Source organism: Candidatus Formimonas warabiya, from assembly GCF_002777255.1.
Classification (GTDB): Bacteria; Bacillota; Dehalobacteriia; order Dehalobacteriales; family Dehalobacteriaceae; genus Formimonas; species Formimonas warabiya.
Genome location: NZ_CP017634.1, coordinates 2,374,274 through 2,394,807 on the forward strand (window position 1 = coordinate 2,374,274; position 20,534 = coordinate 2,394,807).

The window sequence follows — 20,534 nt, forward strand, 5'->3', positions numbered from 1 at the left end:
GGGTTGAGCATCATTTAATCTCACCCGGCTTTATAGAATGTATTTTACCATAAATGAAAAGGTACATCCAGTATTTGTGTTTTATTGCAATTAGATTAAGAGCAAAAAGATGTGGTCATGATGCTGTATGAAAACTGTGACCCGGTATATTCTTTCTGTATGTGCAACTGCGGAGCTACCAGCCAATGTGTTTTTAAACTGTATGTGAAAGACGGCAAGGTTTTAGCGGTTGAGCCCGATGACCGGTACAACCCGCTGGCAGGTCGCGAAGACGAAGTCGTTACCGAGGAGGATCTGCTGAAAGTGAGGCTGCAAAGAAGGCTGTGCACCCGGGGCCTTGTTTTCCCGAGAGGATGAAAAAAGAATCTCTAATCTAGTTGCTTCATGATGTTCCTTTTTTCCACCAGCGTCTCTTTTTTCTCTTCTTCCATCTGGGTTAAGAGAAATACTCTCAGTTTTCGATCTAAGATCAAGGGATTTTCTCCTACCTGGATGGACATCGCTCCTTCCAGGATCAACTGCTGAGCAATTTTTTCCCGCATTGCAGTAGCCTGAAGCTTCTGGCCGATGGGAAGCCAAAACAAATTTGCCGATGCCACTCCGTACAGGGTGGCTACAAAGGCTAATGCCACAGCAGAACCCAGTTTGTCGGGATCGCTTAAATTTGATAACACATGAATTAATCCCATCACGGTACCGATGATGCCCATGGTAGGAGCATAGCCTCCCGCCGTGATAAATATCCCCGCATTCTTTTTCTTGATCCTGTAATTAATTTCAATCTTATTTTCAATCATCTGCCTAAAAACTTCTGCTTCCGTTCCGTCTACGGCCATCTCCAGGCACTCTTTCATCAGGGGATCATAATTTTTTATTTCCTGTGAGGTTGTTTCTTTTTCCAGGCTTAATAAGCCGTTAACCCTAGCCTTGGTGGACAGCCTGATAAAATAATCAATGATTTCCTGTGTTGCGTTCTCTGGTTCTTTTTTTATTACTTGCGGCATTAGTTTAGGAAAGCTGAGCACTTCTTTCATACTATAAGAAGCCGCCGTGGCACCAATCGTTCCCCCAAAGACAATCAAAGCCGCCGTTACGCTAAAAAGAGAAACGATATGACCACCATCCAGGGTAAAGGCCAGAATCAAACAAACAATACCCATAAGCACGCCAAAAGGTGTCGAAATATCCATCATCTTCTCCCCCTCTTTGGTAGATTTTCTATAAAAAAAGACTCTGTCAGGATTACCAAACAGAGTCAGCGCTTTCAGATCTTACGTCAGTTTTTGGTAACCCGGCCACCTTGGTACAAACCTTAAGGCCCGTAGGCTTTGCGTCTCCGGCTTTCACCGGATTTGCCTTTTTCGAACTTCAATTATTCAGTTTTACTCCTGGAAAAGGTTATTATAATCCCATTATTAAACATGAATTTGCTTTTTCCTGCATGTTTTAGCAAAAAATGAAAATAAATCCTTGAAAATTAGAAAAATCCTTCAATTCAGAAACGAATAGGCAAACCTTGGCTTTTCCAGAGTCTGCCTACATGTACAAACCTGGTTCCTATTTAGTGGGATATCCTTTCGTGCCGCTAGGTGCTTAACTCAATCACAAACCGAATACCGCTTTGGTCTTGCTCTATTTTCAACAGCCCACCTAAGGAAGCAAATTTTCGTTCATACAAGCCCAGCTTTTTTTTCGTAAAAACGTTTTCCGGTATGCCCTTGGGGTTACTTATTCGAATAGCGGGGCCTGTATCGGTGTTGCCCGACACGATGCAAATCTCTTTGACATCAATGGCGGCAATCTCTTCTAAAATCCCCAATAAAGCATCGCAAAACCGTTCTTGATCTATTCTTACCCGCAACAAGTCAGGATCCGGTAAAAAATGAAATGTGACTCCTTTAATGATGGGTTGAAAAGCAATGCGTAAGACCAAGGCATCGATAAACTGCTCCTCACGATCCAATACTTCCAGAATGTCGTCGTTGTATGGCACGCGATTAATATCGCGGAGCAAATCCTGAAGCAATTGGTTCATATCAAGTACTTCCCTGGCATCATGAATGGGCATGCCACCACATATCTGCATAAAATCGGCAAATGAACGCTGCACCCTCCGGAAAAGGTATCTATCGATCATCAGATCGGTCCCGCCTTGGGTAAAGATCTTTTCAATTTTCCCGGTTAAATGGGCAGCCTTTAAAATAAGAATGGGAGAAGCCATATTTCCGGCTTCAAATAGCTGCGCAAAATCACTATATTCATCCAACAGGTCATTGATGCGATCAAAATCCAGGGCCGCCCCAACCTTCTCAGATTTGTCGGACTCTCCCAGATAATCAAGATAATATACTAAGTAATAGAGCCTCCCGGCGATTACTGCCATGGTATCGTTAAGCTCCTCCAGCAGTTCCAGTGCATACCCAGAGGATTCTGTCATATGTTCCCAATTCAACTCGCTTAAATCTGTCAGCCCAGCAGTTCTTGTCCGCATTTTTGACATATTGTCCATAGCCGACTGGCGGGATAAGGGGTCGCCGTGGCCTGTACAGAAGCAACTGATGGCTGAATTCTCGGCCAGCCAGCGCATATGGTGAATTGAATTCATCATATCGTCCTGCTTCCAGCCAACAACTCCGGCGACGAGAAAGTTGACAGCCATAAAAAAATCGCCTGTAAACACGATTTCACCAATACGCAAGGCAATACCATCCGGGCTGTGACCCGGCATGGGGTATATTTCCATGCTGGTCTCCGGTCCAATCTTAATAACCTGTTTGAAAAAGTCCGATTTATCCCCGGGATCAATCTTTTCTACACGGGTGGACAAAATAATTCCCTCTCCCAGATTGACTACCTTTTTACCGGGTTTCTCCCTGTCCTGCCCCGTAAGCAGGGGCAAATCAATTCTGGCATCGGGTAATTCCTTACGGAGAATATCGGCCAGGGTTCGCCTGGCATCCTTTTCTTCCAGGGCTTTGGCCCCATACTCCTGAATCGCAACGCGTACTTTGGCAATACCCCCTAATTCCCAGTCGCTGAACGCCAGCAAACAATGGTCTGCGTGACAGTGTGTCAAGAAAATCAGAAGGGGACGCTCCTGATCCGCCATCAGTGGCCTAATCACGGTTTTAATTCGTTCCATTTGCTCCGGTGAGGTTCCTGTGTCGATCAAGATGATATAGTCATCCGTTGCGAGCAGATACGCATTGGATGAATGACTATTGGGCTTGATAATAAAGGGATAAATTTCCGTTCCCCTTGTGCCCGGAACAGGTTGCCAGCTTTCATTGATCAGCATGTCTTTCTTCTCCTCATGATTGCTTTTACGGTTCGATTTCATTTTCCCGGCGGACAATATGAATGATAGATGTAAAGCCGGTTAACTTAAAGACCTTATATACATCACTGTTCACATTAACCATGTGAAACTCTTTCCCCGACTCGCGCAATTCTTTGGCATACTTTATTACCACCCTGAGCGCGCTGCTGTTGACATAGGGAACACCTGCATAATCCAGAATAAGTTTATCGTTGATCCGGGAGATTATTTTATCTATCTCCCTGTCTAGTTGTATGGCACCAGCACTATCCAAACGTCCATTTAAGACCAGGGTTAACACCCCTTCTTTTTCCAGGCAAGATATTTCCATGTGACCCTCCCCTGATTTCGCCTTGCGATCTCCTGTTCTCAGATCTTCAGTACTAATTATTTTACATAGATCACTTTTTTCCTTGTTTTATAAAAATTTTTTGAACCAATATTCCCTAAGGGAAACGTTTATTTCCAGAAGGGATGCCCTTCCATTGACCCAGTTTGTATGATAAAGATGTTTTAGTGGGATAAGGAGTGTAAATAATTTGGGGTAAATGGGTTTTCCTAAAAATAAGAAAATCGCCTTCAGCGCATAAATGCTCATTTCATTCGCCTAACAAACAAGGTAGATTTTCTTGATAGCAGAAAATATGTTATACTTTCTTAGCTATTAAAAAAGCCCATGAGACCCTTATCATCCAAGGGTTACATGGACTTTTCAAAAACACCTAACCTACTCCACCGTTACGCTTTTTGCTAAATTCCTGGGCTGGTCCACGTCACAGCCCCGGTGTACGGAAGCATAGTAAGCCAGCATTTGCAGGGGGATGACCGTCAATACCGGCGCCAATAAAGGCAGCGTCTCGGGGATATAAATTACCTCATCCACCGACTTGCCAATTTCCTTGTTTCCTTCAAAAGCCACCCCAATCACGTGGGCTTCCCGGGCTTTTATTTCTTTAATGTTGCTCACGGTCTTTTCAAATACATCGGGCTGGGTGCACAGGGCCAGAACCGGAACGTCTTTCACAATTAAGGCCAGCGTACCGTGTTTTAATTCTCCCGCTGCATAGGCCTCGGCGTGCACATAAGAGATTTCTTTCAGCTTCAGGGATCCTTCCAAAGCTACGGCATAGTCTAAACCCCGGCCCACAAAAAACGTGTCTTCCCATTGGTTAAATATTTCAGCCATCTTATTTAATTGTTCGTTTAAATGATCTAAGATATCCTGGGCCTGTTTGGGCAGTTGGTACAGATGATGCAGAATATCGGTCATTTCCCCGGCCGGAATCCGGCCCAGTTCTTTGCCTAAAAACAGGGTTAAGAGATAAATGCCCAGCAACTGCGTAATATAGGCTTTGGTAGACGCTACAGCGATCTCCGGTCCTGCCCAGGTGTAAACCACGTCATGGGCTTCCCGGGCAATGGAGCTGCCCACCACATTGGTGATCGCCACCACCCGGGATCCCCTGGCCTTTGCTTCTTTTAACGCCGCCAGGGTATCCGCGGTTTCTCCGGACTGAGAGATAATCACGGTCAACGTATGGGCGTCAATGAGCGGGTTCCGGTAGCGGAATTCGGAAGCGATATCCACTTCTACCGGAATGCGGAGCATTTTCTCCATCACATATTTTCCCACAATACCGGCATGATAAGCCGTGCCGCATGCCACCACAGCTATTTTGCGGATGTTCTTAATCTGTTCCGCAGTTAAACTGACCTCCTGCAGGTCTACGCCGCTAAAATCAGGGGCAATTCTTCCCGTTAAGATATCCCGGAGGGCCCTGGGCTGCTCATTGATCTCTTTGATCATAAAGTGGGGATAACCGCCTTTTTCGGCAGCCTTGGTATCCCAGGTGATCAGCTGAATTTCTTTTTCTACCGGGCTGCCGTTTTTGTACACTTTTACGCCCTCCGCTGTCAGCACGGCGATTTCTCCGTCTTCCAGCACCATAATTTTTCTGGTATAGTTGATGATGGCGGGAATATCGGAGGCAAAGAAATATTCTCCCTCACCTAACCCGACAATCAAAGGATTGTCTTTTCGGGCCGCCACCAAAGTACCCGGATGATCCTCCGACAGCACCACCGTAGCATAGGAGCCCCGGACCTTGCTTACCATTTGTTCTACCGCCCGTAATAAATCACCTTGATGGAAATGCTCTACCAGATGGGGGAGTACTTCCGTATCAGTCTCAGATTGAAAAACATGTCCGTTTTCTTCCAGCCATTCTTTCAGTTCCAGGAAATTTTCAATAATCCCGTTATGCACAACGGCAATTTTGCCGGTACAGTCGGTATGGGGATGGGAATTTCGGTCCGACGGCCGGCCATGAGTTGCCCACCGGGTATGACCGATGCCTACGTGCCCCTGATGGGCATCCCCGTTGATCTTTCCTTCCAGCATATGCAGCTTGCCCACGCTGCGGTTGAGCACCAGTTCGCCATCTTCAATGACCGCGATCCCGGCAGAATCATAACCTCTATATTCCAGCTTTTTCAATCCTTCCAATAAAACCGGTACAGCTAGACGTGTTCCGATATATCCCACGATGCCGCACACAATCATCACCCCTTCTTTTTTACTATCCCGGATATAATTAGTATTCCACACCAATACCTGTAAAATGAACAAACAAAAAAAACCGCGCTCAAGTTATGCACGGTTCTTCACAAATAAAGGGACACTCTTTTCTGAGCATATTTCACCCTCTGCACTGCCGTATTCTCTGTGCCCGGAATTACTCCCGGGTTTTGTGATACGGCTTACGATGGTACATCACCGGAGGGCATCCGCCGAAAACTTCGATAAACCCTCACCTCGTCAACCAAAATACAGATGCGGCTCGCATAGGCTGTGCACACTGCGTACTTTGGTTCTGGCGCTGAAAACGTACAAAAAGAACCGCTGCGGAATCATTCATTTTTTGACAAAATTACCCCTCATCACCCCCTTATAGTACATAATACTCTTTTTGTTCCTAAAAGGTCAATACTTTTTCTTTTTCTTAAATCGTCAGACTCTGACCATATTTCTTTAACCAGGCCAATTGCCTTTTATAACCGGGGCAATAGTGCTCCACCAGGCTCCAGAATCGTTTGGAATGATTCATTTCTTTTAAGTGGCTCAATTCATGGACCAGCAGATAATCCACAACTTCCAAAGGGGCCATAATAATGCGCATATTTAGATTGAGATTCTGTCGTTTGGAACAACTGCCCCAGCGGGTTTTTTGGTTCTTGACAAAAATGTTTTGGTAAGAAACGCCAATCCGCTCTGCCCACATCTTCACTCTTTCTTCAAACAGGGATTTGGCGGCCCACCGGTACCAGGCTTCTATGATTTGGCGCAGCAATTCCTCACTTCTCCGGGGCAACGTAATATAGGCTTTATCGCCGTCCAATTCCACCCGCATCGGTGACGCCACGTCCAGGATCACCACGACCCGGTATTCTTTCCCTAAATAACGGATCAGAGACCCAGCATCTTCCCGCGCCGTTTTGATCAGAGCAGCCGTCTCAGCAACAGACTGAAGTTTTTCCAAAATCCATTTCTCCCGCTCATAAAGAAGTGATGCCACCTGGTCCGCCGGGTAATCCCGGGGAATAACCACTTCCAGGCCCTTGCCCACACTGATGGAAAAACGGACATGTTTGGCCTTGGTGCTTCTTTTGATCACATAAGGGACCAGCGTATCTCCCAATTTAATTTCCGCTTCACCGACCACTAAATTCTCCTGTCTTTTCAAAGAGTATGAACTCCTTCCCCTAACCTTTCCGGTATCGCCCGTCAACTTTCATCACGTAGACAAGGACCTCAGCCACGACTTGATACAGGTGGGGAGGAATTTCCCTGCCCACATCCAACTGGACCAGCGCTTCAGCCAAGCTGTGGTCTTGAACCACGGGAACCTGGTTTTCCCGGGCAATTTTTTCAATTTGTTCCCCGATCAGGCCTTCCCCCGCCGCCACCAGCACAGGAGCCCGGTCTGTTTTCCGGTCATAACGCAGGGCCGCTGCCCGGCGTACCTTTTTCATCCCCAAGTCAGTCCTTTCCCCAGCTACTTTTCTATTGTTCATCTTTCCCTGCTAGATCTTGATGTCAAGGGAGCGGTAAATTTCTTCATTTCCCAAATCATCCGCCAGCTCAAAAACCGAAGTTACCCTTTTTTCCCGGCAGGAAAAGGAATTTACCTTGAATTGATGGCCTTCCAAGCCGTCTTTCAACAGTTCCCAGGTCCGGTTCAGATAGGCGGAAATATCCTGATGTTCGGTAAATGCCGTAATATTTAAGGCCATGCCCTTAATTCTAATATCAAACCAGAGCATCCCCATATTTTCCGTTTGGAGGGAAAGAAGGAGAGAAACTTGTTCCTGAAAAGCCGCCTGGGATTTGTCTTTCATGACTAAATAAATTTGGGCGGGAATCCGGCTCTCTCCCTGCTGCAAGGGAATAGGATAATAAACCAGGTCAGGCAGGCGAGGATTGTCCAGCCTGCTTTGATTAACGGTTTTTTGGAAGGAGATCAGCTCAGATAACTGTCTCTTTAAAGCTTCATAATCAAAAACTCCCTTTTCTTCCGGGGGGAGAGAACTCAGGTCACGCAACAATTTTTCCAGTAAAACAGTCTTAAAGGCGGAACCCGGATCGGTTCCCGACCTTTGGTAAAAGGTGAGTAGTTTTTCCAGCAGGTGCAAGGCTTCCCTGCTGTTTAACAAGGTAGACAACAGGTTCTGCTGCACCTCCGGATCCGTGATACCAGCCCCCACCAGCCAGGTTTTAATTTTGATAAAACTTTCCTTGAGGTTTTCCGGCACACCGTTTAGTCCTTTTAAGATCTGCTCAATGAGATTTTTGGATAAGGGGAGTTCCTTGGATAACAAGTGAGACACCACTTGCTTTCCTTCAGGGGAAACAGGCAGGCCCAATTCCTCCAGGAGGCTTCCCATTGTTTTTTCTCCGGACAAAGGAAGAAAAGATTCCTGCTTTTTTAAGACCAAAAGACGATCCTTGATTTCTTTCACTTGAAATAAAGCAGTTTCCCCCGCCTTTAAAGGCACCGTGGAGGCGGCCTGGAGCAGTTCTCCCCGGATACGGAGAACTACCTGGTCATTTTTCACATCGACTACTGTAGCGCGAAAAATATCTCCTTTGTTCAGTTGACTGGATTCATGTTGTTGCTGATATTTTGTCAGCGGCCAGACCGAGTTAATTTTATCCAAACTCATCTTTCATCCGCCTTATCATCAAAATATACCCATTAAGATAGATTCTCTAAAGCAAGGATATTTCCTTTTTGTATTTCCGTTTTTTCGGTTTTTTGGTAATCCGGGAAAAAACTAGTGGTTATAAAAAGCCTAAAAGGCTTTTCGGGATCCGGGTACCGGTTACCGGGGTCCGGAAAGAAAAAATATGAGCCTGTTCAGAAACGCTCAGATACTAGGCACAACAAGCATTTGCAGCGAAGGCGTACTGGGCGTACGTCGAGCAAAAATGCGCAGTTGTAACAACGTAGATGGGCGTTTATCAACAGGCTCAGGTTCTCTCGGGCTTTTAGGCTAATTCGGCTTCCACTATACGTACAATACTCTGAACCAAATTTTGCAGTTCCCCTTCGTCAGGTCCCTCTGCCATCACCCGAACCAGGGGCTCGGTCCCCGATGTCCGTACCAGGACTCTGCCCCGCCCGCTCAAAGTCTTCTCGGCCAGGGATATGGCTTCTTTAATGGCCGTACTGGTTTCCAAACCCGTTTTATCTTTCACCCGGACATTCACCAATACCTGGGGCAGGCGTAGCATTTGTGCGGCAAGCTCGGACAAGGGTTTCCCCGTTTCCACCATCACTTTTAACACCTGCAGGGAAGTAGCGATACCATCTCCCGTGGTATTGTACTCGCTGAAAATAATATGACCGGATTGTTCTCCCCCCAGGACAGCCCCTGATTCCCGCATCTTTTCCAGCACGTAGCGGTCACCGACTTTCGTGTCCAGAATCTCGATTCCGGCCTTTTTCAAGGCCAGATACAATCCCATATTGCTCATCACCGTAACCACAATTTGATTCTGCTTCAGTTTGCCTTTGCGCAGCATATCCAAGGCGCAAATGACCATGATTTTATCACCGTCAACTAAATTGCCTTCTTCATCTACCGCCAGCATTCTGTCTGCATCTCCGTCATAGGCAATACCCAGATGGGCACCCCGGATCTTTACGGTTTCCATTAATTTTTCCGGATGGGTACTCCCACAGCCCTCATTAATGTTTGTTCCCGTAGGGCTGTTGGATATGGGCATCACTTCGGCGCCCAAATCCTTCAGAATGGAGGGGGCTAACGAGTAAGCCGCCCCCTGGGCACAGTCCACCACAATTTTTAGGCCGGACAGATCCGAGCCCAGACAACGCTTTAAATAAGCCCCATAACGTTCTCCCGCCTGAGCATAGTCTTCCACCTTGCCCACATCTTTTCCCACCGGGCTAGGCAAGGCCTGTCCCGAAGCGATCATGGCTTCGATTTCTTCTTCCAAAGCATCCGGCAGCTTGTAACCGTTGCTGCCGAAAAACTTGATCCCGTTATCTTCCATCGGGTTATGTGACGCCGAGATCACCACCCCGGCTTGGGCGCCAAGCTCTCTGGTCAAGTATGCCACACCCGGGGTAGGAATGATCCCTAACCGGACCACATCCGCCCCAACGGAGCATATTCCCGCCGCCAGGGCGCTTTCCAGCATATCGCCGGAAAGACGGGTATCTTTTCCGATCAAAATTTTGGGTCTTTGATGATCCCGGGCCAGGCAAAAGGCCCCTGCCCGTCCTAATTTAAAGGCCAAATCCGGGTTTAGATCCCGGTTGGCTACGCCACGCACCCCATCCGTTCCAAATAAAACTCCCATATTAGTCTCCTCTCGTCGCCAGTTTGTCTATTATTTCGGGAAGAAATCCAGCTTCAGGTTCCCGGTATTTTCGAATAATTGCTTCCGCCACTTTTAACCCGTCCACCGCGGCACTGATGATTCCTCCGGCATATCCCGCACCTTCTCCGGCGGGATAAAGGCCCGATGTGTTCACGGATTCCAAACATTCATTGCGCAGGATGCGCAGAGGTGCCGAAGTGCGGGTTTCCACGCCTGTAACAACGGCCCGGTCCTGAATGAACCCTTTTATTTTATGATCCCAAAACCGGATGGCATCAGTTAGTACCTCCCCCACCTCTTTGGGCAGGCAATCACGGATATTGGCCGGTGTTACTCCTGGCCGGTAAGAAGACGCCTGCTCATCTAAATCAGTTGATTTCCGGTCCGCTAAAAAGTCTTCCAGCCTTTGGGCCGGGGCGTTAAAATTGTTTCCGCCCAGCCGGAAGGCCTTTTCCTCCCATTTTCTTTGAAACTCCATCCCTTTTAAGCAGCCCTCGCCAAAATCGGCAATGTCTACCGTCGCCACCAGAGCACTATTGGCCTTGCCTGAATCCCGGGCATGCTCACTCATGCCGTTGGTCACTACACCGCCCGGCTCTGAAGCCGCCCCTACCACATATCCGCCGGGACACATGCAAAAGCTGTACGCCCCTCGTCCTCTTTCCTGATCCTGATAGGCCAAAGAATAGTCAGCCGCTCCCAGCTTAGGATGTCCGGCAAAACGGCCGTATTGACCGGCATCAATAAAATCTTGGGGGTGTTCCACTCTCATGCCCATGGCAAAGGGCTTAGCCTCCATCAATACCTCTTTTTGAAAAAGCATTTTATACGTATCGCGGGCGCTGTGGCCGATGGCCAGGACAGCCACTTCCAGCGGAAGCTCCACTTGGTTTCTCACCGTCAATGCTTTCAACACGCCGCCCGGAGAAATCTTCATTCCTGTCACACAAGCGTCAAATAATACCTGTCCCCCCAGAGCAATGATCTTTTCCCGCAATCCCTTGACCACAGGCTTTAAAACATCCGTGCCGATGTGGGGTTTATTCAGGTAGAGGATCTCTTCAGGAGCCCCCGCCTCTACCATTTGCTCCAAGATCCTCCTCACTCTGGGATCCTTGACCCGGGTAGTCAGTTTGCCGTCGGAGAAAGTTCCCGCCCCGCCCTCTCCAAATTGCACATTGCACTCCGGGTTTAATTCTCCTAAGGTCCAAAATTTTTCAATTTCTTGGCACCGTCTGTCCACATCCCCGCCCCGCTCCAGCACTAGAGGCCGGTACCCCCAAGCGGCAAGCTTTAAAGCGCAGAACATACCGGCAGGTCCGCTGCCTATAACAACGGGAGGAAAATGAAGAATCCGATCGCCCTTGGACAATTGTTCCCGAAAAGGAACCGGAATGGGAACTACAAAAGGAGGATCAAATCTGATCCTCTTGGTGACATTTACTTCGATATCAACCGTATACACGAACTGGACCGAGTCGGATTTCCGGGCGTCCACCGCTTTTTTGACAATATGGAGAGAAGTAATTTGCTCCGGAACAAGACGGATTTTCCTGGCCGCCAGCCGGATCAATTCTGTTTCATCAGATGCCAGCTCCAGGCGCAAATTGGTAAGTCGCAGCTTCATCGGCAAAGAGCTCCTATTTCGTTACTTATATAGTATTCGGCATTCACTCTCCAGAACTGAGCATCCTTCCGGGCAATAAAAAAATTTTTTATGGTCACTCCAGGCTCCTGATTTCTCATTCTGACTTCTTCAGTACGACCGAAATTTGGGCAGGCTTTTTTTCCACCAAAGATATCCCGCTGGGCAGCTCAATCTGGACAGGGACCTGATGCTCGCCAGCCTCATAAGACGCCAGGTCAACATATACATCCACATCAGCACTCATCATTTTTTGGATCAGGGATTCCCGGCCTTTCACGGTCACATCCACGGTGGGGGAAGGAAGCTCCGCCGTTAATCCCTGGGGCGCGTTTCTGGTTAATACGGGCAGGCCGGTAAAGGATTTCTCCACGGTTCGTTCAACGGTCACCACAGCCGTGACCTTAGACTCTCTATTCAGCGTCAATCCTTCAGGCACCACAACAGCCAGTTCTTCTACCACATCCTTTGACGCCTGGGCAATATTTAAAGGAACTGTGCTGATACTGTCTACCTTATCGATGAGGTTCGTTTCTCCTAAAACGGTTAAGAATTCGGGCTCCGCCACCACCCGGGTCAGCTCGTATCCTTCTGCAGGAGTTCCCACTAAAGGCACTTTCACCGGGACCGTCTTAGAGGGCAGCTCATGGACCACCGGCACCAGCACATCTGCCTCGGAAGGGGTCAGCGTAATCCAATCCAAAAGCAGGTTGCCTTTTTTGTCTTCCACCTTAATGGGCAATTTTTGATGGTAATTAAAGTTATATTCCCCCAAATTCACTTCTACATATACCTGATCCACCTCTTTCAATTTGTCCTCAGGACCGGAAAGAAGCACTTGGGTCGGCGTCAATACAGGCTTTAAGGCCATATAGCCTACCGCCGGGGTATTGTCGGAATAGGATACGTTCACGACAAATTGAGCTGTGGTCAGGACCTCTACATTCAGGTTGACAGTAGAAGGATTCACCGAAACTAATTGGGTTTTCTCCGGTACGGTCACGTGCACTTCCGCAATATGCTGGCCCATATCTACGCCGCTCATTTCCAGGAAAGCTTGAATATCTCTGGCGGTGACTGTGTCCAGAAGCTTGCGCTGTCCTTGAATGCGCACTTTCACATAGGTAGGCCGGTCCGACACGGTCAAATTTTGTTCCAGTCCTCTGATCTCCAAAGGGACCGTTAAAACCTGTTCCGCGACCGGATTTTCCTGATGATTGACATAAAACCACAGGAGTACGGCCAGCACGACGGAGACGACTTTAAATAACAAGTTGTTGATGGCGATTTTCTTCATGATTACGCCCTCCGGTTCCAGAAATGGGTGTTGGCATGGGGCTTGGGAACCAGTAATTCCTGCAATTTATCCCGCAGCGTTTTCTCTTCAAAATAGCGCACCAGTTTCCCTTCATAGGCCACGGAGATCGTTCCCGTTTCCTCAGAGACGATAATCGCCACTGCATCGGAAATCTCGCTAATTCCTAAAGCAGCCCTGTGTCTCGTGCCCAGACTGCTGTCTAGATACGGGTTGTCACTCAAGGGAAGAAAACACCCTGCGGCCACGACCCGGTCGCCGCGAATAATCACCGCGCCGTCATGCAACGGTGTCTGCGGGATAAAAACGTTGCCTAAAAATTCTGCGGATACGATTCCTTCTATTTTAATGCCTGTTTCAATATAATCATTAATACCCGTTTCTCTTTCCACAATAATTAAAGCACCTGTTTTTGCTTTTGCCAGCTTCACCACACAACGGGTCAGCTCATCGATTAAACGAAGCATATCTCCCATACCCAGGTCATTGGTAACCCGGACAAAGAACTGCCCTCTCCCTAGCTGCTCCAAAGCGCGCCGAAGTTCAGGCTGAAAAATGACCGCTAATGCCACAAAGATGGTACTCCACGTTTTATCCAGGATCCACTTGATGGTATATAAATGAAGGACATCACTTATGTTGGAGGCAATGAGCAGAAAGAGGATCCCTTTTATCAACTGTACCGCTCTGGTCCCTCTGATAAGCATGAGGAGTTTATACATGACGTAAGCAACAATCATAATATCGATGACTTCAGTAACAATATACAAATAGTTTAAATCAGAAAGCAAATTTTTCACCGTCCCCTGCAATGCTTATCAATATTGGTTGATGCCTGCTATCAAGGTTGTTTTCGACAGCCCGAGAAAAAACCCTCCAGGAAAACATGATTTTATTGATTCTTATTTCATTTTTTCTTACACATTATTTACCTGCTGGAAACAATGTTTCTTTTATAGTACAATAAATGGAGTATAAAAGCCCTATGGTTTTTCAGAAACACGGGAACTTTTGCCGGGTCTTATACGTCAAAAAAAGCACAATCCTTCTGATTAACATTTTTTAGCAATTTACACAGAAAGGGGCGGAGTCGTGTCTAACTGGAAAAAGTATCTGCCAATTACTATTGCCTGCATTCTTACGGGACTGCTTTTAGCTTCGGCCTTACGAACCCAAACCGCCGTCCAAAATACAGACAAAACAAGCAAAAACAATACGCTTATAGATATTATAAACAATTTGGAGTCGGAAACCAAGGTTCTGGAAGAAACCATTAGCTCCCTCCGTGACCAAATTGAGGTGATTCAAAAGAAAGACTCCTCCGAGGGAATTCTGGTCAGCGTTCAGAACCAGGTTCAGCAACTGAGGCTGCAGGCCGGCCATACAAGTGTCTCGGGGCCGGGTATCATTGTGGTTTTGGACGACAATACTGCGGGAGCGGAAGCTGCCAAAACCAACAGCCCTGATTTATATGACCCGGAAGACTACATTGTGCACGATAAAAACCTTCTCTACCTGGTCAGTGCCCTACGGGGCCAGGCAGAAGCAATCGCCATCAATAGCCAGAGGCTGGTGGCCACCTCGGACATCCGATGTGTCGGTACGGTAATTATGGTTAATTCTTCCCGTTTGGCACCGCCTTACCAAATAAAGGTGATTGGCGATCCCCGGCTTTTGGAGGCAGCAGTTCTTAACAGCGATGAATATATTTATCTAAAAGGCAAGGATATGCCGATCACGATTACCAAAACCGACAATATTGAGCTGCCGGATTTCAAAGGCAGCAACACGATCAATTTTGCACAGCCATTAAAAGATGGGGAAGGAGATTAAACAAATGTGGTTTCCAATCATCGGTCTTATTATTGGTATTCTTTTAGGCTCTATATTCACGGTATCTGTACCCGTTTTCTATGCTAAATACATGTCCGTGGCCGTACTGGCCGCATTAGATTCATTACTGGGCGGTTTTCGCGGACTTTTAGAGGATTCCTTCGACGGCACCATTCTGCTTTCCGGTTTTTTTACCAATGCTTTACTGGCTGCCCTGCTGGCCTATTTAGGAGACCACCTGGGCGTTGACTTATATTTGGCTGCCGTCATCGCTTTCGGTATTAGGCTTTTCGGAAACCTAGGATTTATTCGCCGGGACTTAATTAACAGGTGGCGCAACAAAAGAGGGGGCGGCGAAAATAGTGTTTAAACAAAAATGGCAGTTGCCTTTATTTATTGCTCTTCTCATGTTCGGCCTGTTAATATCCACGCAGTACAATACCCAGCTGGCCGTCCTAAACTCCTTAGCCAACCAGAATCCGGAGGACTTAGTAGCACTGGTCAAGAGTTTAAATGAGAAAAGAGGTCAATTGGAGTCCGAAGTAAACAGCTTGCTGAAAACCAAGCGTTCCTTAGATGAAAAAGCTGCCCAGGGCTCTACTTTGTTTTCCAGCCTGGAAAACGAACAGAAGCAATTGCAAGTAATCAACGGAACCGTTCCTATCCATGGCCAGGGCATCGAAATTACCATCACCGGGGATTCCAATCTCATGTATCTTGACCTGATTGATCTGGTCAATGAACTATGGGTCAGCGGAGCAGAGGCGGTGTCCATTAACGAATACCGCATAGAAACCAATACCATGATTTCTCAAGCGGAGGATGCCAACCATAGACTGGTGATCACGATTAATAATAAACCTCTTTTAAGCCCGGTGATTATCAAAGCCATCGGCAATCCGGATACCCTGGAAAAAGGGCTCACCTTCACCGGAGGGATTATTGATAATTTAAACACTTTATATCAAGTCTATCCGGTGATCAAAAAATCGGAGGATGTAAAAATCCCCAAAGCCTCCTCCCCGATTACTTTTAAATATCTGAAGTGGTAAGAAGAAAGCGCAATCATTAAGATTGCGCTTTTTTTTCCTTACTGTATTTTTTATACAAAGCATAGGTAATTCCATCTGATAAGGCTTGCCAGCTTGCTTCGATGATATTTTCCGATACACCCACCGTACTCCAGGTGGCCTCCTGATCCGTAGTTTCAATCAGTACCCGCACTGTGGCCGCCGTCGCATCTTTCTCATCCAGCACCCGGACCTTGTAGTCGGACAGGTGGATCGCTTTAATTTCCGGATAGAACTGCTCCAAAGCTTTCCGCAAGGCATTATCCAGCGCGTTGACCGGTCCGTTTCCTTCCGCGGCCGTATGCACGGTTTCCTTGCCCACCTTCAGTTTGATCATGGCCTCCGATAAAATCCCGTCATCTTCCCTTTTTTCCATAAGAATTTTAAATGATTCCAATTTAAAATAGTCCTGGTGCTGGCCAAATGCTTTCTTCAGCAAAAGTTCCAGGGAAGCTTCCGCTCCTTCGTATTGGAAGCCCATATGCTCCAATTCTTTAATCTGGCGGATAATTTTCCGGCTTTCCGGACTCTCAAACTGAATATCAATATTTAACTCCTTGGCCTTGTATTTCAAATTGCTCAGTCCGGCCAATTCGGAGACCAGAACCCTTCTCTTGTTTCCCACTAAAGCCGGATCCATATGCTCATAGGTCACCGGATTCTTGGAAACGGCACTGACATGGATGCCGCCTTTATGGGCAAAAGCACTCATGCCTACAAAAGGCTGCTGGGAGAAATGGGTTACATTGGCCAGTTCACTGATATAATGGGATACTTCGGTCAATAAGGCCAATCCCCCCGGAGGAAGACAAGTAAACCCCATTTTGTATTCCAGGTTGGGGATCACGGAACACAGATTGGCATTGCCGCATCTTTCCCCGAAGCCGTTTATTGTCCCCTGTACCATCACTGCTCCGTTTTTCACTGCGGTTAAGGTATTGGCTACGGCCAGATCCCCGTCATTGTGTACGTGAATTCCCAAAGGAACATCTAAAGACTCTTTGACTTTACCCAGGATCTCACTCAACTCGTCAGGCAGCAGTCCCCCGTTTGTATCACAAAGAGTAACCCAGTCCGCCCCGGCCGAAGCTGCTGCCCGCACCGTTTCCAGGGCGTATGGAGGGTTGCTTTTGTAGCCGTCAAAAAAGTGCTCGGCGTCATAGATCACTTCCAGTCCCTGCTTTTTTAAGTATGACACCGTATCACGAATCATGGCAAGGTTCTCTTCCAAAGTAGTTTCTAAGGCTTGAAACACATGAAGATCCCAGGTCTTGCCGAAAATGGTCGCCACCTTAGTCCCTGCATGAACCAGTGTCTGGATGTTAGCGTCTTCTTCCACCGTCACGCCCGGCCGCCGGGTACTGCTGAAAGCAGTTACTTTGGCATGCTTCAGGGGTAGTTTTTGGACGCGTTCAAAATACTCCACATCCTTGGGATTGGAGCCCGGCCATCCCCCTTCCACGTAGGCCACACCTAAAGCATCCAGTTTCGCGGTAATCCTGAGTTTGTCTTCTACAGACAAAGAAATACCCTCACCCTGAGCACCATCCCGCAAAGTCGTATCCAGTATTGCAATGTATCCCACAGCACCACTCCTTTAAACAATCTCCCCGGCTACCAGGTTTCCCATTTCCTGCGTACCCACAACCATTTTCCCTTCTTGCACCAGATCTCCGGTACGATAACCTTTATTCAATACACTAGCCACTGCCTGCTTAATATCTTCTGCTGCCTGAACTTGTTTAAAACTATACTCCAGCATCATGGCGGCCGACAAAATAGTGGCGAGAGGATTTGCTTTGTCCTGACCTGCAATATCAGGGGCAGAACCATGAGAAGGTTCATATAGGCCCACTTGACCCCCAATGCTGGCAGAGGGAAGCATGCCGATGGATCCGGAAATCATGGAGGCCTGATCCGTTAATATATCGCCAAAAGTATTTTCCGTGACAATCACATCAAATTGTTTGGGCGCCCGGACCAGTTGCATGGCACAATTATCCACATACATGTGTTCCAGCTCCACGTCCGGATAGGCCGCTGCCAGCCGGGAAAGAGTCTCTCTCCACAGCCTGCCGCTTTCCAAAACATTCGCTTTATCCACGGAGGTAAGTTTTTTCCGCCGCCCCCGGGCCGTCTCAAAAGCCAGCCGGGCAATCCGTTCAATTTCCTCCGTGGTATAGACCAAAGTATCCACGGCCCGCTCCCCGGTAGCGGTTTTTTCCCGCTTCTTTTCTCCGAAATACAGGCCTCCCGTCAACTCCCGGATCACTACCAGGTCCGTTCCCGACACCACTTCCTCTTTTAAGGTGGAGGCAGAAACCAGTTCCGGGTACAAAATCACCGGCCTGATATTGGCATAAAGGGCTAAATCTTTTCTTAAAGGCAGCAGAGCGCCAACTTCCGGTCTCAGGTGGGTGGGCAGGGTATCCCATTTCGGGCCCCCGATCGCCCCTAAAAGGACCGCATCACTCTGGTGGCAAACTTTCAAGGTGTCTTCAGGCAAAGGCACCCCTACCGCATCCAGTGCCGCCCCGCCAATCAGGGCCTCTTTAAATTCAAACGCTATATCATATTTAATGCCTATTTTTTTCAGGATGTTCACTGCCGGAGGAACAATTTCGCTGCCGATCCCATCTCCCGGCAATACGGCAATCGTATATTTAACCATTCTTTTTCGTCCTTTCCTTGACATAGGCCATCAGTCCACCGACCGCCATAATCTTTTGCATAAACTCCGGAAAGGGGGCGGCCTGGAAGGACGCGCCGGTGGTGACGTTGGTAATAACTCCGGTGTCGGTGTTCACTTCCACCACATCTCCCTCTTGAATTCCTGCCACCGCTTCCCCACATTCCAAAATGGGCAGGCCGATGTTGATGGCGTTCCGGTAAAAGATGCGGGCAAAGGTGGGCGCAATCACACAGGAAACCCCGGCGGCTTTAATGGCAATCGGCGCATGTTCCCGGGAACTGCCGCAGCCGAAATTCTTTTCCGCCACCATGATGTCCCCCGGGGACACCTTATCCGGAAAGGTGGGATCGGCATCTTCCATACAATGTTTGGCCAGTTCCTCCGGCAGGGATGTGTTCAGATAACGGGCCGGAATAATGGCGTCCGTGTCCACATTGACGCCGAATTTCCATGTCTTACCTTTGAGAATCATGATTTCACCTCCCCAGGATGGGCAATACGCCCTAAGACCGCAGACGCCGCTGCTACAGCAGGATTGGACAAATAAACTTCACTTTCCGGATGACCCATGCGGCCCACAAAATTGCGGTTGGTGGTCGCCAGGGCTCTTTCCCCTTTGGCCAGAATTCCCATATGCCCGCCCAGGCAGGGCCCGCAGGTGGGCGTGCTCACGGCGGCGTTGGCATGAACAAAAATATCCACTAATCCTTCTTTAACTGCTTGCATGTAAATCGCTTGAGTCCCGGGGATGACAATGCAGCGCACATTTTCATGGACTTTTTTCCCTTCCATCAGGGAGGCGGCCACTCTCAGGTCTTCAATCCTGCCGTTGGTACAGGACCCGATCACCACCTGGTCGATCCCGATATCTCCGGCCTCGCTCACATTTCTCGTATTTTCCGGCAGATGGGGAAAGGCCACCTGAGGCTCGATTTCGTTCACACGATATGTAATGACTTTGGCGTACTCCGCATCCGTATCGCTCTGGTACACCTTATATTCCCGCTTGGCCCGGTCCTTGACATAAGCAAGGGTGGTCTGGTCAGGAGGGATAATGCCGTTTTTGGCTCCGGCTTCTACGGCCATGTTGCACATGGAAAGCCGGCTGTCCATGGATAAGGCTTCAATGCCGGCGCCGGTAAATTCCATGGCATGGTACAAAGCGCCGTCTACGCCGATCTGGCCGATGACATAGAGGATTAAATCCTTACCGCTCACCCAGGGCTGAAAATCGGTTCCTTGAAAGATAAATTTGATGGTAGGAGGAACCTTATACCAGGCTTCCCCGGTGGCCATGGCGGCGGCCATATCCGTACTGCCTACTCCGGCGGCAAAAGCCCCCAGGGCGCCGTAAGTGCAGGTATGAGAATCCGCGCCCAGGATGGCATCCCCCGGCAGTACTAAACCCATTTCCGGCAGCAGACAGTGCTCCACCCCCATGCGTCCAATCTCAAAATAGTTGGTAATGCCGTACTTGCGGGCAAACTCCCGTAATACTTTCACCTGTTCCGCCGATTTAATATCCTTGTTCGGGGTAAAATGGTCCGGCACCAGCATAATTTTGTCCCGATCAAATACCTGATCAATTTCCAGGGCTTCAAATTCTCTGATCGCTACCGGCGCCGTGATATCATTCCCCAATACCACATCCAGTTTGGCATTGATCAATTGTCCCGGTACCACCCGGGACTCCCCGGCATGATCTGCCAGGATCTTCTCCGTAATGGTCATTCCCATGGGCATAAACCTCCAT

General features: G+C 48.2%; 19 protein-coding genes and 1 riboswitch. Of the genes, 4 read left to right on the top strand and 15 right to left on the bottom strand.

Going from position 1 to position 20,534, the window contains the following annotated elements; genetic code table 11:
• The first annotated feature begins 117 nt into the window (after window positions 1–117).
• On the top strand, window positions 118–357 hold the full coding sequence (locus DCMF_RS11135; protein ID WP_148134500.1) for a hypothetical protein: 240 nt from the start codon (window positions 118–120) through the stop codon (window positions 355–357).
• 11 nt (window positions 358–368) lie between these two features.
• On the opposite strand, the gene DCMF_RS11140 is transcribed toward DCMF_RS11135, so the two are convergent.
• From DCMF_RS11140 to cdaA, 11 genes are all read right to left on the bottom strand, one after another.
• Window positions 369–1,193 (bottom strand): motility protein A, encoded by an 825-nt coding sequence (locus tag DCMF_RS11140; RefSeq protein ID WP_236860245.1) that lies wholly within the window; start codon window positions 1,191–1,193, stop codon window positions 369–371.
• An 89-nt stretch (window positions 1,194–1,282) separates the two neighbouring features.
• Window positions 1,283–1,367, bottom strand: a riboswitch (cyclic di-GMP riboswitch).
• 218 nt (window positions 1,368–1,585) lie between these two features.
• Entirely contained in the window at window positions 1,586–3,298 is a 1,713-nt protein-coding gene (locus DCMF_RS11145; protein WP_214659271.1) for an MBL fold metallo-hydrolase, read from the bottom strand.
• 25 nt (window positions 3,299–3,323) lie between these two features.
• On the bottom strand, window positions 3,324–3,650 hold the full coding sequence (locus DCMF_RS11150; protein ID WP_148134502.1) for an STAS domain-containing protein: 327 nt from the start codon (window positions 3,648–3,650) through the stop codon (window positions 3,324–3,326).
• A 396-nt stretch (window positions 3,651–4,046) separates the two neighbouring features.
• Window positions 4,047–5,876, bottom strand: a complete 1,830-nt coding sequence (gene glmS / locus DCMF_RS11155; RefSeq protein WP_148137847.1) for a glutamine--fructose-6-phosphate transaminase (isomerizing) — start codon at window positions 5,874–5,876, stop codon at window positions 4,047–4,049.
• 445 nt (window positions 5,877–6,321) lie between these two features.
• On the bottom strand, window positions 6,322–7,062 hold the full coding sequence (locus tag DCMF_RS11160; RefSeq protein WP_214659272.1) for a M48 family metallopeptidase: 741 nt from the start codon (window positions 7,060–7,062) through the stop codon (window positions 6,322–6,324).
• 19 nt (window positions 7,063–7,081) lie between these two features.
• The gene (locus DCMF_RS11165) at window positions 7,082–7,393 is read right to left on the bottom strand and encodes an EscU/YscU/HrcU family type III secretion system export apparatus switch protein (protein ID WP_236860246.1); all 312 of its coding nucleotides are present in this window, start codon (window positions 7,391–7,393) and stop codon (window positions 7,082–7,084) included.
• 9 nt (window positions 7,394–7,402) lie between these two features.
• Window positions 7,403–8,542: a flagellar hook-length control protein FliK gene (locus DCMF_RS11170; RefSeq protein ID WP_148134504.1), complete on the bottom strand. Its 1,140-nt coding sequence runs from the start codon at window positions 8,540–8,542 to the stop codon at window positions 7,403–7,405.
• Window positions 8,543–8,867: 325 nt separating this feature from the next.
• The gene (gene glmM / locus DCMF_RS11175; protein WP_148134505.1) at window positions 8,868–10,205 is read right to left on the bottom strand and encodes a phosphoglucosamine mutase; all 1,338 of its coding nucleotides are present in this window, start codon (window positions 10,203–10,205) and stop codon (window positions 8,868–8,870) included.
• Window position 10,206: 1 nt separating this feature from the next.
• A complete protein-coding gene (locus DCMF_RS11180; RefSeq protein WP_148134506.1) occupies window positions 10,207–11,853 on the bottom strand; it encodes an NAD(P)/FAD-dependent oxidoreductase in 1,647 nt (548 codons plus the stop codon).
• Window positions 11,854–11,968: 115 nt separating this feature from the next.
• Window positions 11,969–13,168, bottom strand: a complete 1,200-nt coding sequence (locus DCMF_RS11185; RefSeq protein ID WP_148134507.1) for a CdaR family protein — start codon at window positions 13,166–13,168, stop codon at window positions 11,969–11,971.
• A 2-nt stretch (window positions 13,169–13,170) separates the two neighbouring features.
• On the bottom strand, window positions 13,171–13,986 hold the full coding sequence (gene cdaA, locus DCMF_RS11190) for a diadenylate cyclase CdaA (protein WP_257790955.1): 816 nt from the start codon (window positions 13,984–13,986) through the stop codon (window positions 13,171–13,173).
• Between the two features lie 292 nt (window positions 13,987–14,278).
• Between cdaA and DCMF_RS11195 the strand changes: the two genes are divergently transcribed.
• From DCMF_RS11195 to DCMF_RS11205, 3 genes are read left to right on the top strand one after another with little or no spacing between them, the layout of a single operon-like run.
• On the top strand, window positions 14,279–15,019 hold the full coding sequence (locus DCMF_RS11195; protein ID WP_148134508.1) for a DUF881 domain-containing protein: 741 nt from the start codon (window positions 14,279–14,281) through the stop codon (window positions 15,017–15,019).
• Window positions 15,020–15,023: 4 nt separating this feature from the next.
• Window positions 15,024–15,389 (top strand): small basic family protein, encoded by a 366-nt coding sequence (locus tag DCMF_RS11200; RefSeq protein ID WP_148134509.1) that lies wholly within the window; start codon window positions 15,024–15,026, stop codon window positions 15,387–15,389.
• On the top strand, window positions 15,382–16,071 hold the full coding sequence (locus DCMF_RS11205) for a DUF881 domain-containing protein (protein ID WP_148134510.1): 690 nt from the start codon (window positions 15,382–15,384) through the stop codon (window positions 16,069–16,071). Before DCMF_RS11200 ends, DCMF_RS11205 begins: the two co-directional genes overlap by 8 nt.
• 16 nt (window positions 16,072–16,087) lie before the next feature.
• Here DCMF_RS11205 and cimA read toward each other — a convergent pair whose 3' ends face one another.
• The 4 genes from cimA to leuC are packed head-to-tail and all read right to left on the bottom strand — an operon-like array spanning window position 16,088 to window position 20,518.
• Window positions 16,088–17,674: a citramalate synthase gene (gene cimA / locus DCMF_RS11210; RefSeq protein ID WP_148134511.1), complete on the bottom strand. Its 1,587-nt coding sequence runs from the start codon at window positions 17,672–17,674 to the stop codon at window positions 16,088–16,090.
• Between the two features lie 12 nt (window positions 17,675–17,686).
• Window positions 17,687–18,760: a 3-isopropylmalate dehydrogenase gene (leuB, locus tag DCMF_RS11215; RefSeq protein WP_148134512.1), complete on the bottom strand. Its 1,074-nt coding sequence runs from the start codon at window positions 18,758–18,760 to the stop codon at window positions 17,687–17,689.
• Window positions 18,753–19,253, bottom strand: coding sequence for a 3-isopropylmalate dehydratase small subunit (leuD, locus tag DCMF_RS11220; protein ID WP_148134513.1), 501 nt, complete (start codon window positions 19,251–19,253; stop codon window positions 18,753–18,755). The genes leuB and leuD overlap by 8 nt, the downstream gene beginning before the upstream one ends.
• Window positions 19,250–20,518, bottom strand: a complete 1,269-nt coding sequence (gene leuC / locus DCMF_RS11225) for a 3-isopropylmalate dehydratase large subunit (RefSeq protein WP_148134514.1) — start codon at window positions 20,516–20,518, stop codon at window positions 19,250–19,252. Before leuC ends, leuD begins: the two co-directional genes overlap by 4 nt.
• Between the last annotated feature and the right edge of the window lie 16 nt (window positions 20,519–20,534).